Source organism: Pseudomonas sp. IT-P294 (assembly GCF_949767865.1).
Taxonomy (GTDB): domain Bacteria; phylum Pseudomonadota; class Gammaproteobacteria; order Pseudomonadales; family Pseudomonadaceae; genus Aquipseudomonas.
This window is the reverse complement of the sequence record NZ_CATKQW010000011.1, coordinates 123,738-144,440: the sequence shown is the minus strand read 5'-3', so window position 1 is coordinate 144,440 and position 20,703 is coordinate 123,738. Positions and strand designations below refer to the sequence as shown.

Below are 20,703 nucleotides of genomic sequence, written 5' to 3'. Positions count from 1 at the left end.
TTTTACTCATCTCAGCTCGATAAACGGTCCTCGCGCCCCCGACTCTGTGTAAGTCAGCGCCAAGCCAGGGTAATGAAGACGGCAGTAACGACGAAGGCGATGTCCGAGGCAAATATCAAGCAGGAGTCTCATCCATCAACCAAACTTTTCGCGTTCCCAAGCGTCCTTCTTAATACTGCCAACACGGCTTTGTAATCCCAGACAGCTGACATCAGCCAAGGACAAGCGATGACCTTTTTTATCTTACTTCTGGCCTGCGCTGCGGCGGCAAGCACCGGTTTCCTGTTCAAACCGGGCCCATGGTACGAATCGCTCGCCAAACCGAGCTTCACACCACCCAACTGGATGTTTCCGGTCGCCTGGACTGTGATCTATCTGTTGCTTGCCTGGGCTGGATATCGGTTGACCCTGATACCGGGAAGCCAAGTGGTGCTGGCGTTATGGGCCGCGCAGATCGCGCTGAACACGCTGTGGACACCGGTGTTCTTCGGCGCGCACCACGTTCTCGCCGGCATGGTGATCCTGACGGTGCTTTGGCTGGTGGTCGCGGCAATGGTGGTGATGGCATTGCAGCTTGATGTGATCACGGGCTTGATCCTGTTTCCTTACCTGGCGTGGTTGTGTGTAGCCGCAGCGTTGAATTTTTCCATCTTGTTCAAGAATCGCTGATGACGACTTTCGAAGCAGGTCCTGAAGCCCCCTGGCCTGCCACCGAGCAGGAGTGGGAGCAAGTGCGCAGTTTCAACAAGAAACTCGCCTTGATGCCGCGCTTTCGAATCCGCAATCGCATCACGCCCCGTGTGATCCAGGCGCTGCTGCGCGTCAGTCAAATCGGCAGTGCGGGTAAATTGCTCAAGCACGGGCTCAAAGCTGAAAGAAAGGTGATTGGTGTCGGCGGCGTTCCAGTGCCCGTACGAATCATCAGGCCGAAAGGCAAGGCCAAGGGCGTGGTGCTTGATTTCCATGGCGGCGGATGGGTAATCGGCAACGCGCAGATGAATGACGACTTCAACGTTGCCATGGTGAATACCTGCAACGTTACGGTCGTCTCGGTCGATTACCGGCTTGCCGTATCGACTCCGGTTGAAGGCCTGATGGAAGACTGCCTTAGCGCCGCTCGCTGGGTGCTCAATGATGACTCCAGGGAGTTTGCCGGTCTGCCCGTTATCGTCGTGGGTGAATCGGCAGGGGCTCACCTTGCGGTGGCGACGTTGCTGGCGCTGAAGCAATGGCCAGGCTTGCTGCAACGTGTGAACGGTGCGCTGTTGTATTACGGCGTCTACGATTTGACCGGAACGCCGAGCGTCCGCGCCGCGCCCCCTGAAACACTGCTGTTGGACGGCCCTGGCATGGTCGAAGCATTTCGCATGCTGACGCCGGGCTTGAGTGACGAGCAACGCCGCCAGCCACCGTTGTCACCGCTATACGGCGACTTTACCGATTTCCCGCCTGCACTGATGTTTGCCGGTGAGCTGGATCCCCTGCGAGACGACACACTGGAATTAGCCGATCGGTGGGTGAAGTCGGCGCCCGTCGAGAGGTATCTGTTGCCGTCTTCGCCACACGGGTTTATTCACTTCCCGACCGCTGTTGCAGCCAGCGTGCTTGTGTACAGTCGTGAGTGGATAACCGCTCAAGTCGGTGCGGTGGGTTTCAACCGGCTATAGGCTCAGCCCTGAGCCTCCCAGTGTTGAAGCCAATAGGCGGTTCTTCGAGATAAGTGCCCGCCAGTCAGCTGCGGTCGATCTGCTGCATGTGCATTTCAGACATGCGCTCGCCATGCACGGTCAATTTGGAGAACTGCTGCTCCATGGCCAACAGATCGTCGCTTGTCAGCTGAATGTTCAGCGCACCAAGGTTTTCGGTGAGGTGGTCGACTCTGCGTGTGCCGGGGATTGGCACGATCCAGGACTTCTGCACGAGTAACCAGGCAATTGCAACTTGTGCGGGTGTCCCGCCTTTTGCCGTGGCCACCTTTGTCAGGATATCCACGACCGGCATGTTCGCCGTCATGTTTTCAGGGAACATGCGCGGGAATGCTCCTCGGAAATCAGTCTTTGGATCGAACCGGGTGTTAGCGTCCATTTTTCCGGTCAGATAGCCTTCACCCAGCGGCGCCCATGGGACGAAACCGATGCCCAACGCTTCACAGGCCGCGAGTACCCCGTTGTGTTCCGGGTCCCGATGGAAGAATGAGTATTCCGTCTGGATGGCAGACACAGGCTGCACCGCATGAGCGCGACGGATGGTTTTGGCACTGGCTTCAGACAAACCGAAATGCAGAATCTTGCCTTCAGCAATCAAGTCCTTGATAGCGCCGGCTACTTCTTCAATAGGCACATTGGGATCGACACGATGCTGGTAATAGAGATCGATACGATCCGTCTGCAATCGCTTAAGCGATTCTTCGACTACCTTTTTGATGTGCTCCGGGCGGCTGTCCAGGCCGATGGTGCCGTCGATGGCGAAACCGAACTTGCTGGCGATCTTCACTTGATCGCGAAAGGGCTTGAGGGCTTTGCCGACCAACTCTTCGTTGGTGTAGGGGCCGTACACTTCCGCGGTGTCGAAGAAGGTGACGCCTTTGTCGAACGCCGTTTGAAGGGTGTGGATGCCTTGATCAATATCAGCAGGTGGACCGTAGTTGGCGCTGATGCTCATACAACCGGCGCCGATGGCCGACACCTCTAAATTGCCTAGATGACGTTTGCTCATTGTTCCAGTTCCTCCGGAAGGGTTTTGCGAGTTCTCAACAGTGGCGGGCGGGACCGATGATCCTGCCCATGCCGAAGCTCCAACTGCCAGGGCAGCACCCGTAAGCGCGGCTCTGGTCACAAACTCGCGACGGCCAAGAGAGGTGAAAAAACCAGAACCTGTTACCGGCTTGCCGCTGTCCATAAAAACTCCTGAATGAGCACGCACTTTCGGTCTCCAAGCATGATTACCAAGGCTGCTTGTCCGTAGAAGTCATGGATGGGTTCATGAGCTGGAGCCGCACTGAATGTGGAGCCAATCTAGCAGCGCATCCTACAAATGATTAGATGGTATGGTAGGAATGGACCTATATCAGTTGGATATCAATCATGCGCGACAGTGTTAACGACCTGGTTGCTTTCCTGACGGTCGCTCGTGAGCGCAGCTTTACCAAGGCAGCGGCTCAATTGGGCACGTCACAACCGGCGTTGAGCCGAACGCTCAGACGTCTCGAAGAGCAATTGGGTGTGCAGTTGCTGACTCGCAGTACCCGCAGCGTTTCACCGACAGAAGCTGGAGAGCGCTTGATTGGCTCCATCGGCCCCCACTTTGAAGGCATCGAAGCCGGGCTGGCGGATCTGTCCGAGCTCAGCGGAAAACCAGCGGGCACCCTGCGGATCACCTCGGTAGAGCACGCTTCTGCAACGATCCTGACGCCAGCGGTCAGCAGGCTCATGCTGGATTACCCAGAGGTCCGGATCGAAATCAACAATGACTATGGGTTGGTCGATATCGTCGAGCAGCGGTACGACGCCGGGGTTCGTTTAGGCGAGCAAGTGGCCAAGGACATGATCGGGGTTCGTATCGGTCCTGACTTTCGGCAGGCAGTGGTCGGATCGCCCTCCTACTTCGAGCGCAGGACCAAACCCGTCACCCCTCATGACCTGACAGCCCATATCGGAATCAACTTGCGACTGCCGACATCAGGTGGGCTCTGGTCCTGGCCGTTTGCAAAGGACGGTCGGGAGATAAGGGTTCGAGCGGAGGGCCACATGGTTTGCAACACGGTGCCGCTGATGCTGGACTTTGCGCTTGCTGGCGTCGGGCTTGCTCATCTCCCCGAAGACATCGTTGAACAGCACATCCAGGAAGGACGTCTGGTCCGCGTATTGGATGAATGGTGCCCTACGGTCACCGGGTATCACCTCTATTACCCGAGCCGAAGACAGTCCAAACCAGCGTTTAGGCTGTTGCTGGATTTACTGCGTTCAAGTCTGTGAAGTGATGTTGCGAATGCGGCTAAGCGGCGCCCCGGACGTCGATAAGGATCAGTGCTTGTAACGCAACGCCTCCACCAGCAACGCAAACGCAGGCGACGCCTGACGTCGACTCGGGTAGTAGAGATGAAACCCGGCAAACCATGGCGACCAGTCTTCCAGCACTTGAATCAGGCGCCCCGCTTCGAGGTGAGGCACGACCAGGTCATGGGGAATGTAGCTCATCCCGAAACCGTCCAGCGCCGCTTCCAACAACTGGTAAACACCGTTGTAGGTCACTTGGCCTGTCACGCGAACCTTGAGGCTTTCACCGTCTTTGGCGAACTCCCAGGCATACAGCCCGCCGTTGGTGGGCAATCGCAGGTTATTGCACAAGTGATCCGTGAGCGCCCGAGGCGTCGTGGGTAATTCACGGTTGGCAAAGTAGCCAGGAGACCCCACCACCGACATACGCATATCCGGTCCGATACGCGTGGCGATCATGCCGTCCGCCACGTCCTCGCCCAACCGGACTCCGGCGTCAAAGCCCTGTGCGGCGATGTCGACGAAGCTGTAGTCGCAGCAGACCTCCACCGAGATGTCCGGGTACTTGGGAAGGAAGTCTTTCAGCACGGGCCGAATGATCTGGTCCAGCACATGGTCCATCGCGTTGATACGGATATTGCCAGCGGGTGTATCGCGTAGATCACTCAAGCCAGCCAGCTCCATTTCGATTTCCTCGAAATGGGGCCCCACCCTTCTCATCAGACGTTCGCCTGCCTCGGTGGGCGAAACGCTGCGCGTGGTACGCGTCAACAAACGCAGGCCAAGCCGCGCTTCCAGGCCACGAATAGTGTGGCTCAGCGCTGATTGGGAGACTCCGAGTCTGGCAGCCGCTTTGGTGAAGCTTCGCTCCTTCGCGACAGCGAGGAAGGCAAGCAGATCACTGGCGTTTTCCCTAAGCATTGATGAGAGTCTCACATAAGTATTTTCGGATTCTAGCGCCTAATCATATGAATGAGGAGCTGATAGATTTCAGATCTCGCGCCAAATTGCCTTAAGGGGGAAAAATACATGCTCGTCATTAACCCGAACGGATCGCAGCCATCTGCAAAGGGGCCAGCCGATTACTTTACGGGCACTGTTCGTGTCGACGCGCCGTTCAAGGGGACAGAAGAGGCTCGTGTCAGCGGCGCCACCGTGACCTTTGAACCCGGGGCTCGCACTGCCTGGCACACTCATCCGCTCGGCCAGACCTTGATCGTCACGGCCGGATCCGGGCTGGTGCAGGCGCTGGGGCAACCGGTTCGCTCAATCAAACCGGGTGACACCGTGTGGATTCCACCTAATGTCAGACACTGGCATGGCGCGACCGCCACCACGGCAATGACTCATATCGCTATTGCCGAAGTAGTGGACGGCAAAGTGGTCGACTGGATGGAACAGGTCAGCGACGAACAATACGCCCAGGAATCTTGATCGAGTTCACTCGAGGTCTTCATGAAAAACACCAGCAACGTCACAGTCGTCATCGGAGCGGGTTCGATTGGTCAGGCGATTGCCCGCCGTGTCAGCGCGGGTAAACATGTCGTGCTGGCCGACCTGCGCCAGGAGAACGCCGATTCAGCCGCCAAAGTGCTGCTCGACGCTGGCTTCGAAGTCACCACAGCCGTCGTCGACGTTTCTTCGCGCGAATCGGTCGAAGCGCTGGTTCGAATGGCAACCGCCATCGGGGATGTCACCGGCGTGATCCATGCTGCGGGTGTTTCACCGTCGCAGGCGCCGGTAGCGACTATCCTGCGAGTGGACCTTTATGGCACGGCATTGGTGCTGGAAGCGTTCGGCAACGTGATCGCCGAGGGTGGCTCAGGAATAGTCATCGCCTCGCAATCGGGCCATCGCCTGCCCGCACTGACGCCGGAGCAGAACAAAGCGCTGGCCACCACCCCCGTCGAGGACTTGCTGGCGCTGCCGATGCTTCAGGCCGACAAGGTGACTGATCCATTGAACGCGTATCAGCTCTCCAAACGCGGTAATTCCCTGCGTGTGATGGCCGAAGCCGTGCGCTGGGGCAAGCGCGGAGCACGGGTCAATACCATCAGCCCCGGCATCATCTTCACCCCGCTGGCCAGAGACGAATTGAACGGTCCGCGGGGTGAAGGTTACCGCCGCATGATCAATCTCAGCGCCGCCGGCCGCGGCGGTACACCCGATGAAGTCGGTGCTGTCGCGGCTTTATTGATGGGGCCTGAAGGAACCTTCATTACCGGTAGCGACTTTCTTATGGATGGTGGCGTTACCGCAGCCTACTGGTATGGCGACTTGGCGCCTCAGTAGGACTGTTGAACTGATGACCACCACCCGCCCCACGTTCTACGCTGGTTGGGCGAAGAAAATGTCAGCCCTCAGAACCTGGTTGATTCAGAAACCCAAAACCGCTCGGCTTTCGTGGACCGGGCGGTCTTGGGGCTGTCTTGCGACAACTCGTTCAGGGCTGTGTCTCTGGTTCACGGGCACAACCGCTGTGTAATTCAGCCGCCAACTTCTCTTCGTCCAGGGCCCCTTCCCACTTGGCAATAAACAAGGTGGCAACACCGTTGCCGATAACGTTGATCAACGCCCCGCCTTCGGAAATAAACCGGTAGACCCCAAGTACCAACACCAGCCCCGCCGCTGGAATGACATCCAGGCTGCCCAGGGTCGCCGCCAGGGTAATGAATGCACCGCCGGTGACACTGGCCGCGCCCTTGGAGGTCAGCAACAGAATCAACAACAAGGTGATCTGGTGCCAGAGGTCAAGGGGGATATCCAGCGCCTGGGCGATGAAAATGGCCAGCACCGTCATGTTGATACAGCTGCCATCGAGGTTGAAGCAGTAGCCCGACGGCACCACCAGCCCCACCACTGACTTCTCGCAGCCCAGACGCTCAAGCTTGCCCATCAGCCGAGGCAATGCCGATTCCGAAGACGAGGTGCCCAGCACCAGAAACAACTCATCGCGGATGTATTTCAGAAATTGCCACAGGCTGAAGCCGGCCAGACGCGCGACCAAATTGAGGATAACGAATACAAAAAACAGTGCGGTCACGTAATAGCAAATCAGCAAGCTGCCATAGGCGCCCAACGAACCCACTCCATACTTGCCGATGGTAAAGGCCATGCCACCGAAAGCGCCCAGCGGCGAGACATACATCACGATCTTGACCATGCGGAAAAACGCCTGTGCCACCAGGTCGATCAGGTTCAGCAACGGTTTGCCGGCGGCACCGAGCATCTGCAAGGCGAAGGCAAACAGGATGGAAATGAACAGCACCTGGAGAATATCGCCCTCGGCAAAGGCGCCAAACACGGTACTGGGCACAATATGGGTGAGGAACCCCACCACACTCTGTTCGTGGGCCAGCTTGCTGTAGCTGTCAACGGCATGGACGTCGAGTGTCGCCGGGTTGATATGCATGCCTGAGCCAGGTTGCATCAGATTGACCCCGATCAAACCGACCACCAGCGCCAGCGTTGTCAGCACTTCGAAGTACAACAACGACTTGAAGCCGACCCGACCGATGCGCTTGAGACTCTGCATGCTCGCAATGCCGCTGACCACGGTGCAGAAGATGATCGGGGCGATCAGCATCTTGATCAGCTTGATGAACGTGTCGCCCAGCGGCTTCATTTCTTCGCCGAGGCCGGGGTAGAAATGACCAAAGATAATGCCCAGCACAATCGCCAGCATCACCTGCACATACAGATGACGCAACACTCGGCGCAGTCGTGAATGGCCAGGTTTTTTTTCGGCAATCGAGGGTGTAATTGTTGTTGTCATGATGGCTTCCTCGCAGGCGTGATGCGTTTTCCCAGGCAACCGATCGCCACACCGGTGCACGACCGATCGCCTGGGAAAGAATGTTTCGGGGATGATGACTACTGGATGTCCTCGGACATCTCGATCAGCGTCAGATCGGAATTGCGCAGGGACACCGAGCGCATGGCCCGTGGGGCAAGGTTGCGATGCACAAAGCGGCAAGCTCACGGCGCGATGTGATTGTTATTGTTTTCATGGGTGGACCTTCTTATTGGAGGGTTAAGCATTCACGACACGAGGTTGATCAGATTCCCCGAGTGGTAGCCCAGCAGGTTGCCCAGGATGCCGTCGGCCAGCCGTTGCAAGCTGCTCTGACTGGCCCAGGCCACGTGAGGAGTGACGATCAGGTTGGCGTGGCGACTGCTGAGTAATGGGTGGTCGGCGGGAGGCGGCTCCTGGCACAGCACATCGAGGGCCGTGCCACCGAGGCGGCCGCTGTCCAGTGCATCGAGCACCGCAGCCTCATCCACCAACGGCCCGCGCGCGGTATTGATCAGCAAGGCGCCGGGTTTCATCTGTGCCAGTGCCGAAGCATCGATCAGGTGTCGGGTATGCTCGGTCAGCGGACAATGCAGAGAAATCACATCGCTTTGCGCCAACACCGTTTCAAAGGCCTGGTAGCCCTTGCGCACCGGGACCACGCCTCGGTGTTCGGCAAACAGCAACTGCATGCCCAAGGCGCTTGCAAGTCGCGCCGTGGCCAAGCCGATACCGCCACGGCCAACAATACCCAGCACGCTGCCCTGAACATCTTGAATGGGTGAGCGATGCACACAAAAATGTCGCGAGTCAGGCCAGTCCCGCAGCGCGGCCGCCTGATAGACGAACAACTGTCGACGCAGGGCGAAGATTGATGCGATCACCGACTCGGCAACGCTTTGCGCCGAGTACGCCGGGACATTACACACCGTCACGGCAAAATCACGGCAAGCCGCCAGATCAATGCAGTCGTAACCGGTGGCCGCGACACAGATGAATCGCAGGTTCGGCAATTGCTCAAGTTCGGCCCGGCCAATGCGCACCTTGTTGGTGATCACCGCATCGGCATCCCGGGCGGCGTCCACCACTTGGTCTGGCGTCGTGTCGGGGCGGTCCTGCCAGTCCGTGACCCAGGCCGGACGAGCAATGCTCACGGGCAGGCTGTCGCTGTCGAGAAACACTACTTTCATGCTGCACTCTCCGGCTGGACGGGTTCGGAAATCTCGATCAGGTTCAGGTCCGGATCACGCACATACACCGAACGAATCGGCCCGGTGGCACCCGTGCGCAATACCGGGCCTTCAATGATTGGCCAGTCGACACGGGCCAGGTGAGCAATCACCCGGTCCAGGGGGATGGAGGCGATAAAACACAGGTCCAGCGCTCCGGGCACCGGCAAGTGCGCCTTGGGATCAAACTCATGGCCACGCACGTGCAGATTGATTTTCTGCTGTCCGAAAGCAAACGCCTTGCGTCCACCGGCGAAGGTTTGCACCTGCATGCCCATGACACGCACGTAAAAATCCTCGGCCGCCACGGGGTCGATGGTGGTCAGCACCAAATGGTCGAGATGCTCGATCATGGCTGCAACTCCTGGGCTCGAGCCGACGGCACTTGTTTTTCCAGGCTGGCGACATGGGCGGGTATCGGGTGCAGGTCCAGGCGTTTACCGGCCTTGAGAATCTGGCTGGGAATCTCGTGACCGATCAGGCCCGGCAACTGCGCGGCGACCGCCAGCACCTGATCCAGATCAACCCCGGTGTTGAAACCCATTAGCTGCAGCATGTGCAACAGGTCTTCGGTGCACACATTGCCGCTGGCCCCTGGCGCATAAGGGCAACCACCGAGGCCGCCGAGGGACGAATCGAAACGATCGACCCCGGCTTCAATGGCCGCCAGCGCATTGGTCAGGGCCATGCCGCGGGTATTGTGAAAGTGCAGGGTCAGCTGCAACGCCGGAAAGCGCTCACGAACTGCCCGGGACAGTGCCTCGACCTGACTCGGATACGCCATGCCCGTGGTGTCGCACAAGGTCACGCCGCGAGCCCCCAGTTCCGCAAACCGCTCGACCCAATGCAACACCTCCCCCACCGCGACATCGCCCTGCATCGGGCAGCCGAACACCGTCGACAACGACACATTGATTGCGACCGGCCCCTGGCCGATGACACTGACCACTTCGCTGAGCTGGGCAAATGATTGCTCGCGGCCCATGCGCAAGTTGGAACGGTTGTGCGGTTCGCTGACCGACATCACCAGGTTGGCTTCATCGATGTTGCACGCCAAGGCACGTTCGGCACCGCGCACGTTCGGCACCAGCACGGTGTATTCCACCGCCGGATTGCGCCGGATGCCCTGCATCACCGCCTCGGCATCGCGCAGCGCGGTAATGGCCTTGGGCGAGGTGAACGAGGTGACCTCGATCTTGGCAAAACCACACTCACTGAGGGCATCGATCATCGCGATCTTGTCGACGGTTTCGATAAAGCGCGCTTCATTCTGAAAGCCGTCACGCGTGGCGACTTCCTGCAAGAAAAGACGTTGCATGTTCATTCTCCGGTTCAAATGATGCCGCGCTGACGCCAGTCGGCTTGTTGTTCAGCGTCGATGCCGAGTTCACCCAGAATCTCGGCGGTATGCTGGCCTAGCATCGGCGCCGAACGAGTTACGTTGCCCGGGGTCGTACCCAGCTTGGGGACGATGCCGGGCAACGTCACTGGCGTGCCGTCGTCCAGCTGGCTCTCGAGCAACATGTCGCGTGCCCGGTAATGTGGGTCCTGGGCAATGTCGGCAGCGTTGTAAATCTTGCCGGCCGGGATGCGCGCTTCGGTCAGGATCGACAAGACCTCGTCGAGGGTGAGCCGCGCGGTCCATTCGGAGATCGCGGCATCGATACGCTCAACCTGCAACACTCGACCATGGTTTTGCGCAAGCTCGGGATCAGCCCCCAGATCACGGCGGCCAATCACCCCCATCAGACGCTGATAGATGCTGTCGCCATTGCCGGCGATCAAGGCAAAACCGCCGTCCCGGCAGCGATAGGCATTGGTCGGCGCGATACCCGGCAAACTGCTGCCGGCGGGCTCACGAACGACGTTGAACACCGAGTATTCGGGCAACAGGCTTTCCATCATGTTGAACACCGACTCGTACAGCGCCACATCGATCTGCTGGCCGTCACCACCGTTCTGCTCGCGATGACGCAGGGCAAGCAGAATCCCGATCACCCCGTGCAAGGCCGACAACGAGTCGCCAATGGAAACACCCACCCTGACTGGCGTGCGCCCCGGCTCACCGGAAAGATGCCGCAAGCCGCCCATGGCTTCACCGATCACGCCAAAACCGGGACGGTCACGGTAAGGCCCGGTCTGGCCGTAACCGGACACCCGGAGCATGATGAGTTTTGGGTTAAGAGCGTGCAGAGTGTCCCAACCGAGCCCCCAGCTTTCCAGGGTGCCTGGGCGAAAATTCTCGATCAGCACATCCGCATCGGCCAGCAACTGGCGCACGACCTGTTGGGCTTCACTCTGGCGTAAATCAAGGGTCAGCGAGCGTTTGTTACGCGATTGTGCGGCCCACCAGACGGAAGTACCGTCGTGCAGCAAGCGCCATTTGCGCAATGGGTCACCAGTGACCGGAGGTTCTATCTTGATCACATCGGCGCCAAACTCACCGAGCATTTTCGCCGCAAATGGCCCGGCAATCAGTTGACCGAGCTCCACGACCTTGACACCTTGCAGAGGTAACCTCATGACGTTTCCCGTTCTTGTTGAGTACTTGTGGCATGGATAATCGACACAAATTCGGCAGATGAAAATTTCATATTTCGCCACTACTCTTTCCAGATTGGAAAACCTTGGATCCCTTTGATGATCAATCCCCTGCATTTCGATCTGCTGTCCTTACGCCTGCTGATCTTCGCGGCCGAATCCGGCAACCTGACCCGTGCCGCCGAAAAGGCCAACATGACAGTCTCGGCAGCCAGCAAACGGTTAGCCGAGCTGGAACGAACGACCCAATGCCCGCTGTTTGTGCGCCTGCCAAGGGGACTCGAACTGACCGCGGCGGGACAAGGGATTGTTGAACATGCCAGAACGATTCTGGAAGGCGTGAACCGCATGGCGTGCGACGCCAGTGATTACGCCGTGGGTGTGCGCGGGCATGTGCGGTTGTTCGCCAACACTTCCGCCGTCGTCCAGTTTCTGCCGGATGACCTCGCGTCATTCCTGCGCGCCAACCCGAACGTACGGATCGGACTGGAAGAGGCACTCAGCGAACCCATTATTCAAGCCGTGGAAAACGGGCGTGCCGACATCGGCATATTCGCCGATAACGTACCGGCTGAAGGGTTATACAAACTGCCCTATCGTGATGACCGGCTTGTGCTACTCGTGCCCGTCAGCCATGAACTGGCCAATGAGCGCAGCGTGTCCTTTGCCGATACGCTTGGCTTCGATTATGTAGCGCTCAACCAAGGCAGTTCGTTGCTTCGCAGAATCACCGATGCCGCCGTGAGTGCAGGTAAGATCCTCAAGGTCCGGATCCAGGTCAGCAGCTTCGACGGCATCTGTCGGATGATCGAAGCAGGCTTGGGTATCGGAATTTTGCCGTTGTCATCCGTGCGTGCCGAACTGCTCGGTATACGCCTGGTGGCTGTCGACTTGACCGACGACTGGGCTGATCGAACGTTGTTCGTGGGCGTGAGCAGTCAGGCGCAACTTGCGCCGGAGGCGGCCAAGTTGTTTGAGTATCTGAGCAACATGCATGGCTTGTCCGGTCGCTAAGCCAGCGTTCTATCAGTACTCGGCCTCCGCACGGCGCGGCTAACCGACTGGCCGTTGGCTCAAAGCATGTGCCCAGCCCAAATCTTGCGATTGACCAGATCGGCAGCAATTTCGATAAAGGCATCCCCGACAAATTTAGCGGCCGGACTGACACGCCTGTCGGCTGGGAAAACCTGAACCAGTTTGCGCATCGGAATGGGGTCGACCAAGGGTGCGGCGCTGAGCACGCCAGATTCGATTTGCGTGTAAATCGATGCCAAAGGCAAAGCGGTCAAACCGAAGCCATTGCAGACCAGGGCAATCATCGCGCCGAAAGAATCGGCTTCGACACTGGTGTTGAGTTTGATCCCGACTTCGCGCGCACAATCATCCAGAATCACACGAAGGCTGTGTCGAGCGCTGGGCAATACCAACGGCTGCTCAGCCAAGGACTCGAATGACACCGGCGTATCAAGACGCAGGTTGGCGCTGGCGGGGCCGACCAACAGTAGATTTTCCATCATCACCGGCACGATACGCAGCGTATGCAGGGGTTGGGGATCGTAAGAAATCGCCAGTTCCAATTCGCCACGCTGAACCCAATCCAGCAAATAGCCGCTGAAGGCTGAAGAAAACCTGACAGCGAGATTCGGATGCGCTTCTTTGATCTTGCGCACCAGTGGGACGGTGACAATTTCCGCCACCGTCGGCGTTGTACCGATGATGACCGTGCCCCGAAAAGAGGTCTTTGCGCCCGACACAGAACTTCGAATGGACTCCATTTCTTCCATGATTCGGGTGGCATGCGCCAGCACTTCGCGGCCGGCATCGGTAATTTCCATGCCTCGCCCATGTCGATCAAACAGGTAGGTGCCCAGCTCCTTTTCCAGCAATCGAATCTGCCGGCTAAGTGCCGGTTGTGCGATGTGCAGCCGGTCGGAGGCCTTGCTGAGACTGCCCAGCTCGGCCACATGAATCAGGGTTTTGAGTTGAACGACATCCATTACCAGGCCAGTCAAAGTCGGTCTCGGCGCGAAATGCGTCGAAAGTAGAGTGAGTGTAAACGCATTGGCATTTCCTGGAATGCCATCGGATTCGCATCTCATGGCGCCTTGCGGCGATGGAGGCGGCTGTATCCCTCAGCCCGCAGGGGCTGCAAGGCAAGCTATAGAATTTCGGTATATCAGTTAGGCCAGGCTGACGGCTTATTACCCTTCTCACTCTGCGGTAGCGTGCAATCAACGTCGACGCCAAGAGCGATCGACTGACTACAAGAATAAGATTCGAGGGCTTACGCCATGATTGACTACCTTTCTCGCTACCTGACCGCCCCTCCTCACACAGCCAGCGAACAGCTGACTTCTCGCCTACATCCCCCCTCTTCATGTGCCTTGGTCACCAAAAGGCCACACACGCTGCGTTAAGCACATCAACCCATCGAGCTAGCAACGTCGGACACGCATCAGCGTGCGCCTCGTATCGTCTCGCCTTGAAAAAAGGGTGAACAACATGTCCGCATCAACCAGTGACTCAACAAACCACACTGCAAACATCAAAAGTCTGAATCGCGTCAGAGCCATCATGGGTGCCTGCTCGGGCAACCTGGTGGAGTGGTACGATTTTTTCATTTACGCGTACACCGCCATCTACTTTGCCGCTTCGTTTTTCCCCAAAGGCGATACCACCAGCCAGTTGCTCGCAACCGCCGGCGTCTTCGCCGTCGGCTTTTTCATGCGCCCGCTCGGCGGCTGGATTTTCGGCTGGATTGCCGATACTCGCGGCCGCAAGGTCTCGATGATTATCTCGGTGTTCATGATGTGCGCTGGCTCACTGTTGATCGCCGTCATGCCCACCTACGCAACCATAGGGGTAGCGGCGCCAATTCTGCTGGTGGTTGCCAGGCTGATTCAGGGCCTGTCCGTCGGCGCGGAATACGGCACCGGTGCCACCTACATCAGCGAAATCGCCACACCGGGGCGTCGCTGCTTCTATGGATCATTTCAGTACTTCACCATCATCGCCGGCCAATTGCTGGCATTGATGACCGTGGTCATTCTCCAGCAAACCCTGACCGGCGAAGAGTTGCGCGAATGGGGCTGGAGGATTCCGTTCTTCATCGGCGCGCTGAGCTCGATCGTGGTGGTGTATCTGCGCCGTGCAATGCATGAAACCGCCACTAGGAAGGACATGAACCGCAAAGATGCCGGCTCGCTGCGCGGCATGTTCAAGCACAAACGTGCGGTCGCCCTGGTGGTTGCGTTCACCATCGGCGGTTCGCTGTATTTTTATACCTTCACCACCTACATGCAGAAGTTCCTGGTGATCTCCGCCGGTTTCAGCCCGGAAACGGTCAGCTTCATCATGACGGCGGCGCTGATCGGTTTCATGCTCTGTCAGCCGCTGTTTGGCTTGCTCGCCGACCGCATCGGGATCAAGACGCACATGCTGATGTTTTCCGGGTTGGCCATGGTGCTGGTGATCCCCCTGCTCTATTTGCTGCAGTCGGTCAGCAATCCGTTTACGGCGTTCCTGTTGGTGTTTTGCGGGTTAGCCATCGCGTCGCTCTACACCCCGGTTGCCGGGATCGTCAAAGCCGAACTGTTTCCGCCAGCAGTACGCGCGTTGGGCGTGGGTTTTCCATATGCCGTCGGCAATGCAGCATTCGGCGGCACCGCCGAGTACGTCGCGTTATCGCTCCGTTCGCAGGGGATCGAGGAATATTTCTTCTTCTATGTCGCCGCAGTAGTGACCATCACGTTCATCGCCGCGATGCTGATGCCGAATCTGTCTCGCTACGGGTACATCAGCGGCTCGGGTGAAATTGAAGAGCGCACAGGGCTCAAGAGCTATTCAAAACCGAGCGTTGCCGGGGCCTGACGAAGAAATTTGAGCGTCGAACATCTTGTGGCCGCGTCAGGCGCGACGATTCCACAGGTTCTGCGCCCTCTTTTGTTATTGCGCTGTGCTCGCCTGGAAATCGGCGATCTGTTGCCACATCGCGACAGGGTTGGAATACATCGGGAAATGCCCGCAATCGGCAATAGGTGCCAACTGCACACCTTCAGCCTGAATGTGTGGCAAGTAGGACAACGACGCGTTCTGTTCGCCGTACATGAACATTCGCGGGCACTTCAATCCAAGGAATTTGCCCATCAGATCAGCGTTATCGGAGAGATCGACCATGGACTGAAAAATCCCCCGCACCGCACCGGTACGCACCTTGTGTCGCAAGCTCGCGGAATACAGTGCACTGGCATACGCCGGAGCGTGCCGGGCACGTTCGATGAAGGCGGTGAAAAACGCCTCGGGATCGTCACTCGGATAGTCAACGATCTGCCGGCTGAGAAAACAGTCTTCCGGGGCGATATTGCCTTCGATATCAACGAAGCTGAGCACTCGGTCCGGAAACTGATGGGCCAGTATCAATGCAGTCAGTCCGCCCATGGAATGGCCGACCAGATGGAAGCGCTCAATGCCGAAATGCGCCAGCACCTGCAATGCCGTCTGCAGCAGAAAGGCAATGGAAATCCTGGAAAGGTCATCGCACTGACTTTCACCACAACCCGGTGCGTCGTACGCCACGAAAGGGTGACCGGCAAATGCGGGCTGCTGCACGATGTCGGCATAGTCCTCCTTGGTCGAACCAAAACCATGCAGGAACACGATCGGCGCAAGGACGCCGTCCCGATGGAGGGCGGCCACGTTCAGTTGGACACCCTCAACCGTCAGAGGGAGTTGCACATGAGTGAACGTTTCTGGGGAAGACACGTTGTTGACTCCTTGAACAAAAAGGTAGCGCCGAACCAGGGTTGCCGGCAGCCAGGCTCGCAATTACAAGGGCAATCGAGCCTTCTGTAAATTCCTGATACGGGAAGGCTTTCATACGCGAAACCTATCACTGCTGTTCACGCCCGGGACTGGAGCCGGGTGACCAGTTCCTCCACCAGCGGATTGGGCCGATCAGCATTCCATGCCACCGCTGTGGTCACGACATTGAGCTTCTGGCTCAGCGCTCGAAATACCACGTTGTCGGGCGCCAGTTTTTTCAGCGACGCCGGAACCAACGCGATGCCCTGGCCGCAGCTGACAAAGGCAATTTGCGAGGCGACCGAGCGCACTTCATGCAGTACGCGCGGGGAAAAACCGCTGGCACGGCAGGTCGCGATCAGATTGTCGAAGTAGACCGGGCTGACCTTTCGGGAAAACATCACCAAGGGTTCAGTGGCCAGGCTGGACAGGCTGATTCGCGTGCGTCCAGCCAAGGAGTGATCGCTGGGCAGCGCCACGACCAAACGGTCCTGAGTCAGCGGCAGTGATTTGATCGAGGGTCCCAAATCACCGTCCAGCCGGGCGAAGGCCAGGTCGATGTCGCCGGCTTCCAGCGCCGGGATGGCTTCGACGCTGTCGATCTCCCGCACAGACACCGTGAGGTGCGGGTAATCACTTTTCAATTGCTCGATCAAATCGGGCAAGACATCAAACATCGCCGTAGAAATCGCGCCGATGGTCAACATACCGGACTGCCCCGCCACCGCTTCCTCCACGGCGAGTTCAAGGCGCTCCAATTGATCAGCGAACTTGCGCACGGCCGGCAGAATCGCCGCTCCCACCGGGGTCAGCTTCGCGCCGCGTCGCGAGCGATCAAACAGCTTGACCTTGAGTGCCTGCTCCAGCACCTGGATCTGCTCGCTCAGCGGTGGCTGGGACATGCCCAGACGCTTGGCCGCACGGCCGAAATTCTGTTCTTCGGCCACCGCCAGGAACAACCAGAGATGACGAATCAGTCGAAAATTGATCATGATTAATCCATAGGTTTAACGTATCTAAGGCATCTGTGATTAGTAATATACCTATCAAAGTGTCTCACTGACACTGGACGCCTCCGTCACCACTGGGGCTTCCCATGATCAATAAGAGTTTGCTGGATCGCTTGGCGGCGCTGGACACCAACACGGTTTCCGATGCGCTCGACTTCCTCGGCTTGCCGGGTGCCACCGTTGGGCTGCGCCCGTTGTGGAACTGCCCAAAGATTGTCGGCCGCGCCAGCACCGTGCTGCTGGCTCCTAAATCCGACAACGTCCCCACTGTGCACCTGATTACCCCCGTGGTGGAACAGATCGACAGCGACGATCGTGTGCTGGTGATCGCCGGTGGAATCGAAGGCATCTCCTGCTGGGGCGACATCCTCGCCAACGCAGCGACCAGCAAGAAAGTACGCGGCACGGTCATCGACGGTTTCAGCCGCGACATCGACGGCAGCGAGTCAATTGCCTACCCGGTTTATGGCCGCGGCGTGACCATGATCAGTGCCCGCAATCGGGTGATCCAGATCGATGCCGCAGTAACCATCAACGTGGCCGGCGTCGACGTCAGCGAGAACGACTATGTCATCGCCGATACCTGCGGCACCGTATTCGTGCCCTCAGCCTATATCGAGAAAGTTCTCGACCTTGGCGAGCGTATTGCCCACCGCCAGGACGGCATGGTCGAGGCTGTTCGCAGCGGTCGCTCGGTCGCCGAAGTGATGCATGACAGCCAATTCGAAGCTATCCAAGTGGAGCACGCCCGATGAATATCGAAGACAAAGAACTGGTCGCCTTGTTTGAAGGCCTCGACACCCCGGGCGTATCTGACGCAATGGACAAACTCGGCCTGCCCGGTCAATGCCTCGGTGTGGCGCCACTGGACAACTACCGCAAGGTTATCGTCGGCCCGGCGTTTACCGTGCAGTACGTCTCGGCCAGCGTACCTCCCGGCACCGTTGGCGATTTCATTGAAGACGTTGCGCCCGGCGACGTGGTGGTCATCGACAACGGCGGCCGCACCGATTGCACCGTCTGGGGCGACATCATGACCCAGTACGCCGGTACTCGGCAGATCGCAGCCACGGTCATCGACGGTGTTTGCCGTGACGTGAACAAAGCGCTGGGCGATGACTACCCGATTTTCAGCAAAGGTCGTTTCATGCGCACCGGTAAAGATCGGGTGCAGGTTCAGTCGGTCAACCAGCCGGTGTCCATCGGTGCCGCCCGGGTCTGTGCCCGTGACATCGTGGTCGCCGACGCCAACGGTGTGGTGGTCGTCCCCCGAGCTCGTGCAGCTGAAGTGGCCGCGTGTGCCCGTCAAATCGAATCGGTCGAAGCCGACATTCGTGCGCTGATCAGCCAAGGCAAAACCCTTAAAGAAGCCCGGGCCGCACTGGGTTACCACAGCCTGCAGAGGAAAGTCTGATGACCACGCTCCCCCTCCCCCTGGATTTTCATGCGCGGGCAAAGGTGCTGGGCAGCTCGACGCTGTATGAAGCGTCCCATCTGCCTTGCGCGGTCGACAGTGCAATCCGCCCGATCTGGGACGGCGCCTTCATCTGCGCCCCCGCTTACCCCCTGGAATGCTCGCCGGGTGACAACCTTGCCCTGCACCTGGCGATGGAACGTGTGCCCCGTGGCAGCGTGCTGGTCGTGGGTACGGGTGGCTTCATCGCCGGTTATTGGGGCGAAGTGCTGACCGTGGCGGCTGAAGCGGCTGGTGTGGTCGGGCTGGTGATTGATGGCGGCGTGCGCGATATCGCGGCCCTGAGAAAGCGCCAGTTCCCAGTGTTTGCACGCGGTATTTCGGTGAAAGGCACGGTCAAGGCCAGTGCGCCTTCGGTGGGGCAACCGTTCAACTTCAACGGTGCCTTCGTGGCACAGGGCGACTGGGTGGTGGCTGACGATGACGGTGTGATCATCATTCCCAAGGCGGATGCGGCACGCACCCTGGCCGAAGGCGAGGCGCGCGCGAGCAAGGAAGCGCAGATGATGCAGGCGTTGACCGAAGGCCGCTCGACACTGGAACTGATGAACCTGACTGAGTGGAGAACCCGCGCATGAGCGCCGATATCCAGCGTCTGAATCAGCGTCTGGCCGCCGCGCAGCCTTCCGCGACTTACCGGATCATGGATCGGGTGGCAGAGCGCCGGGCACAAGGTGCTCAGATTATTTCGCTGTGCGCCGGCGAGCCCGATTTCGATACGCCCAAGCACGTGCGCGAAGCGGCCATTCAGGCCATTGAACACGGCCACACCCGCTACACCCAGGTCGCCGGCGTGCGTTCACTGCGGGAAGCGGTGGCCGCCAAGTTCCGCCGCGAGAACGGCCTGGACGTCACCTGGCAAGACACCCTGGTGTGCAACGGTGGCAAACAGGTGATCTACAACGCCCTGGCCGCGACCCTCAACGAGGGGGACCAGGTAATCGTGCCGGCACCGTACTGGGTCAGTTACCCGGAGATGGTTCAACTGTGCGGGGGTCAAGCCCGAGTCGTTACCTGCGATGCCGACACCGGTTTCAAGCTGACGCCCTCCGCACTCGCCGCCGCGATCACCCCGCAGACTCGTTGGCTGATCCTCAATTCGCCGTCCAATCCGACCGGTGCGGTGTACAGCCGGGAAGAACTGCACGCCCTGGCTGAGGTGTTGCTGGCTCACCCTCACGTGCTGATTTTGGCCGATGACATCTACGAGCACCTGATCTTCGACGATCAAACGTTCCATACCCTGGCCCAAGTCGAACCACGGCTGGCACCGCGCACCCTGACCATGAACGGGGTGTCCAAGGCCTATGCCATGACCGGCTGGCGAATCGGTTTCACCACTGGGCCGCGCTGGCTGCTGGACGCCATGGAAAAACTGCAAGGTCAGCAAACCTCTGGCGCCTGCTCTGTGTCGCAACAGGCTGCGCTCGCGGCGCTGGAAGGTCCCAAGGATTTCATCCGTGAAAGCCGAGCGGCGTTCCAGAGTCGTCGCGATTTGATGGTGGCGCTGCTGAATGCTACGCCGGGGCTTGAATGCGTCAGTCCGGCCGGGGCGTTCTACGCGTTCGCGTCCTGTGCCGGATTGATCGGTCGCACCTCACCCGGTGGCCTGGTATTGCACACCGATGAAGATGTCGCGCATGCGCTGCTCGACGAAGCGGATGTAGCCGTAGTGCATGGCAGCGCTTTTGGCCTCGGCCCTTACATTCGCATTGCCTACGCCCTGGATGACGCTTCATTGCGCCGGGCGTGCGAGGCTATCCGTACCTTCTGCACCTCACTCCGTTAATCATTTCCCTTCCCATAAAGCGTGGCTATCGCGATTACCCGGCAGGCCACGCATTCACCTTCCAGCTATACA

Annotated in this window: 21 protein-coding genes; 11 read left to right on the top strand and 10 right to left on the bottom strand. The window is 58.7% G+C overall.

Features of this window, described 5'->3' with window-relative positions:
- Positions 1-228: 228 nt before the first annotated feature.
- On the top strand, positions 229-669 hold the full coding sequence (tspO, locus tag ACM6I0_RS08170) for a tryptophan-rich sensory protein TspO (RefSeq protein WP_285434274.1): 441 nt from the start codon (positions 229-231) through the stop codon (positions 667-669).
- Entirely contained in the window at positions 669-1,667 is a 999-nt protein-coding gene (locus ACM6I0_RS08165; protein ID WP_414921963.1) for an alpha/beta hydrolase, read from the top strand. Before tspO ends, ACM6I0_RS08165 begins: the two co-directional genes overlap by 1 nt.
- Positions 1,668-1,731: 64 nt before the next feature.
- Here ACM6I0_RS08165 and ACM6I0_RS08160 read toward each other — a convergent pair whose 3' ends face one another.
- Entirely contained in the window at positions 1,732-2,715 is a 984-nt protein-coding gene (locus ACM6I0_RS08160; RefSeq protein ID WP_414922526.1) for an aldo/keto reductase, read from the bottom strand.
- Between the two features lie 365 nt (positions 2,716-3,080).
- Between ACM6I0_RS08160 and ACM6I0_RS08155 the strand changes: the two genes are divergently transcribed.
- On the top strand, positions 3,081-3,974 hold the full coding sequence (locus tag ACM6I0_RS08155) for a LysR family transcriptional regulator (RefSeq protein ID WP_414922525.1): 894 nt from the start codon (positions 3,081-3,083) through the stop codon (positions 3,972-3,974).
- 48 nt (positions 3,975-4,022) lie between these two features.
- Here ACM6I0_RS08155 and ACM6I0_RS08150 read toward each other — a convergent pair whose 3' ends face one another.
- The gene (locus ACM6I0_RS08150) at positions 4,023-4,916 is read right to left on the bottom strand and encodes a LysR family transcriptional regulator (RefSeq protein WP_414921962.1); all 894 of its coding nucleotides are present in this window, start codon (positions 4,914-4,916) and stop codon (positions 4,023-4,025) included.
- A gap of 108 nt (positions 4,917-5,024) precedes the next feature.
- On the opposite strand from ACM6I0_RS08150, the gene ACM6I0_RS08145 reads away from it, so the two are divergent.
- Together ACM6I0_RS08145 and ACM6I0_RS08140 are read left to right on the top strand one after the other, a co-directional pair.
- Entirely contained in the window at positions 5,025-5,429 is a 405-nt protein-coding gene (locus ACM6I0_RS08145; protein WP_285434269.1) for a cupin domain-containing protein, read from the top strand.
- Between the two features lie 21 nt (positions 5,430-5,450).
- Positions 5,451-6,287: an SDR family oxidoreductase gene (locus ACM6I0_RS08140; RefSeq protein ID WP_285434268.1), complete on the top strand. Its 837-nt coding sequence runs from the start codon at positions 5,451-5,453 to the stop codon at positions 6,285-6,287.
- A gap of 151 nt (positions 6,288-6,438) precedes the next feature.
- On the opposite strand, the gene ACM6I0_RS08135 is transcribed toward ACM6I0_RS08140, so the two are convergent.
- The 5 genes from ACM6I0_RS08135 to ACM6I0_RS08115 all read right to left on the bottom strand — a co-directional run bounded on the left by ACM6I0_RS08135 (position 6,439) and on the right by ACM6I0_RS08115 (position 11,540).
- Positions 6,439-7,770 carry a dicarboxylate/amino acid:cation symporter gene (locus tag ACM6I0_RS08135; protein WP_414921961.1) on the bottom strand — a complete coding sequence of 444 codons (1,332 nt, stop codon included), beginning with the start codon at positions 7,768-7,770 and terminating at the stop codon, positions 6,439-6,441.
- Between the two features lie 266 nt (positions 7,771-8,036).
- Complete coding sequence (locus ACM6I0_RS08130) at positions 8,037-8,978, bottom strand: D-2-hydroxyacid dehydrogenase (protein ID WP_414921960.1); 942 nt, start codon at positions 8,976-8,978, stop codon at positions 8,037-8,039.
- Entirely contained in the window at positions 8,975-9,370 is a 396-nt protein-coding gene (locus ACM6I0_RS08125; RefSeq protein WP_285434265.1) for a VOC family protein, read from the bottom strand. The genes ACM6I0_RS08130 and ACM6I0_RS08125 overlap by 4 nt, the downstream gene beginning before the upstream one ends.
- The gene (locus ACM6I0_RS08120; RefSeq protein ID WP_414921959.1) at positions 9,367-10,335 is read right to left on the bottom strand and encodes a hydroxymethylglutaryl-CoA lyase; all 969 of its coding nucleotides are present in this window, start codon (positions 10,333-10,335) and stop codon (positions 9,367-9,369) included. The genes ACM6I0_RS08125 and ACM6I0_RS08120 overlap by 4 nt, the downstream gene beginning before the upstream one ends.
- Positions 10,336-10,349: 14 nt before the next feature.
- Positions 10,350-11,540, bottom strand: a complete 1,191-nt coding sequence (locus tag ACM6I0_RS08115) for a CaiB/BaiF CoA transferase family protein (RefSeq protein WP_414921958.1) — start codon at positions 11,538-11,540, stop codon at positions 10,350-10,352.
- 117 nt (positions 11,541-11,657) lie between these two features.
- On the opposite strand from ACM6I0_RS08115, the gene ACM6I0_RS08110 reads away from it, so the two are divergent.
- Positions 11,658-12,572: a LysR family transcriptional regulator gene (locus tag ACM6I0_RS08110; RefSeq protein ID WP_414921957.1), complete on the top strand. Its 915-nt coding sequence runs from the start codon at positions 11,658-11,660 to the stop codon at positions 12,570-12,572.
- A gap of 59 nt (positions 12,573-12,631) precedes the next feature.
- Here ACM6I0_RS08110 and ACM6I0_RS08105 read toward each other — a convergent pair whose 3' ends face one another.
- Positions 12,632-13,555 (bottom strand): LysR substrate-binding domain-containing protein, encoded by a 924-nt coding sequence (locus tag ACM6I0_RS08105; RefSeq protein WP_414921956.1) that lies wholly within the window; start codon positions 13,553-13,555, stop codon positions 12,632-12,634.
- 505 nt (positions 13,556-14,060) lie between these two features.
- Between ACM6I0_RS08105 and ACM6I0_RS08100 the strand changes: the two genes are divergently transcribed.
- Complete coding sequence (locus ACM6I0_RS08100) at positions 14,061-15,428, top strand: MFS family transporter (RefSeq protein ID WP_414921955.1); 1,368 nt, start codon at positions 14,061-14,063, stop codon at positions 15,426-15,428.
- A gap of 75 nt (positions 15,429-15,503) precedes the next feature.
- Here the strand turns inward: ACM6I0_RS08100 and ACM6I0_RS08095 are convergent, their stop codons facing one another.
- Entirely contained in the window at positions 15,504-16,319 is an 816-nt protein-coding gene (locus ACM6I0_RS08095) for an alpha/beta hydrolase (RefSeq protein WP_285434259.1), read from the bottom strand.
- 137 nt (positions 16,320-16,456) lie between these two features.
- Positions 16,457-17,350, bottom strand: coding sequence for a LysR family transcriptional regulator (locus tag ACM6I0_RS08090; RefSeq protein ID WP_285434258.1), 894 nt, complete (start codon positions 17,348-17,350; stop codon positions 16,457-16,459).
- A gap of 104 nt (positions 17,351-17,454) precedes the next feature.
- On the opposite strand from ACM6I0_RS08090, the gene ACM6I0_RS08085 reads away from it, so the two are divergent.
- The 4 genes from ACM6I0_RS08085 to ACM6I0_RS08070 are packed head-to-tail and all read left to right on the top strand — an operon-like array spanning position 17,455 to position 20,631.
- A complete protein-coding gene (locus ACM6I0_RS08085) occupies positions 17,455-18,123 on the top strand; it encodes an RraA family protein (RefSeq protein WP_285434257.1) in 669 nt (222 codons plus the stop codon).
- Positions 18,120-18,782 carry an RraA family protein gene (locus ACM6I0_RS08080; protein WP_285434255.1) on the top strand — a complete coding sequence of 221 codons (663 nt, stop codon included), beginning with the start codon at positions 18,120-18,122 and terminating at the stop codon, positions 18,780-18,782. The genes ACM6I0_RS08085 and ACM6I0_RS08080 overlap by 4 nt, the downstream gene beginning before the upstream one ends.
- Complete coding sequence (locus ACM6I0_RS08075; protein ID WP_285434254.1) at positions 18,782-19,420, top strand: RraA family protein; 639 nt, start codon at positions 18,782-18,784, stop codon at positions 19,418-19,420. Before ACM6I0_RS08080 ends, ACM6I0_RS08075 begins: the two co-directional genes overlap by 1 nt.
- Complete coding sequence (locus tag ACM6I0_RS08070) at positions 19,417-20,631, top strand: pyridoxal phosphate-dependent aminotransferase (RefSeq protein ID WP_285434252.1); 1,215 nt, start codon at positions 19,417-19,419, stop codon at positions 20,629-20,631. Before ACM6I0_RS08075 ends, ACM6I0_RS08070 begins: the two co-directional genes overlap by 4 nt.
- Positions 20,632-20,703 lie beyond the last annotated feature (72 nt).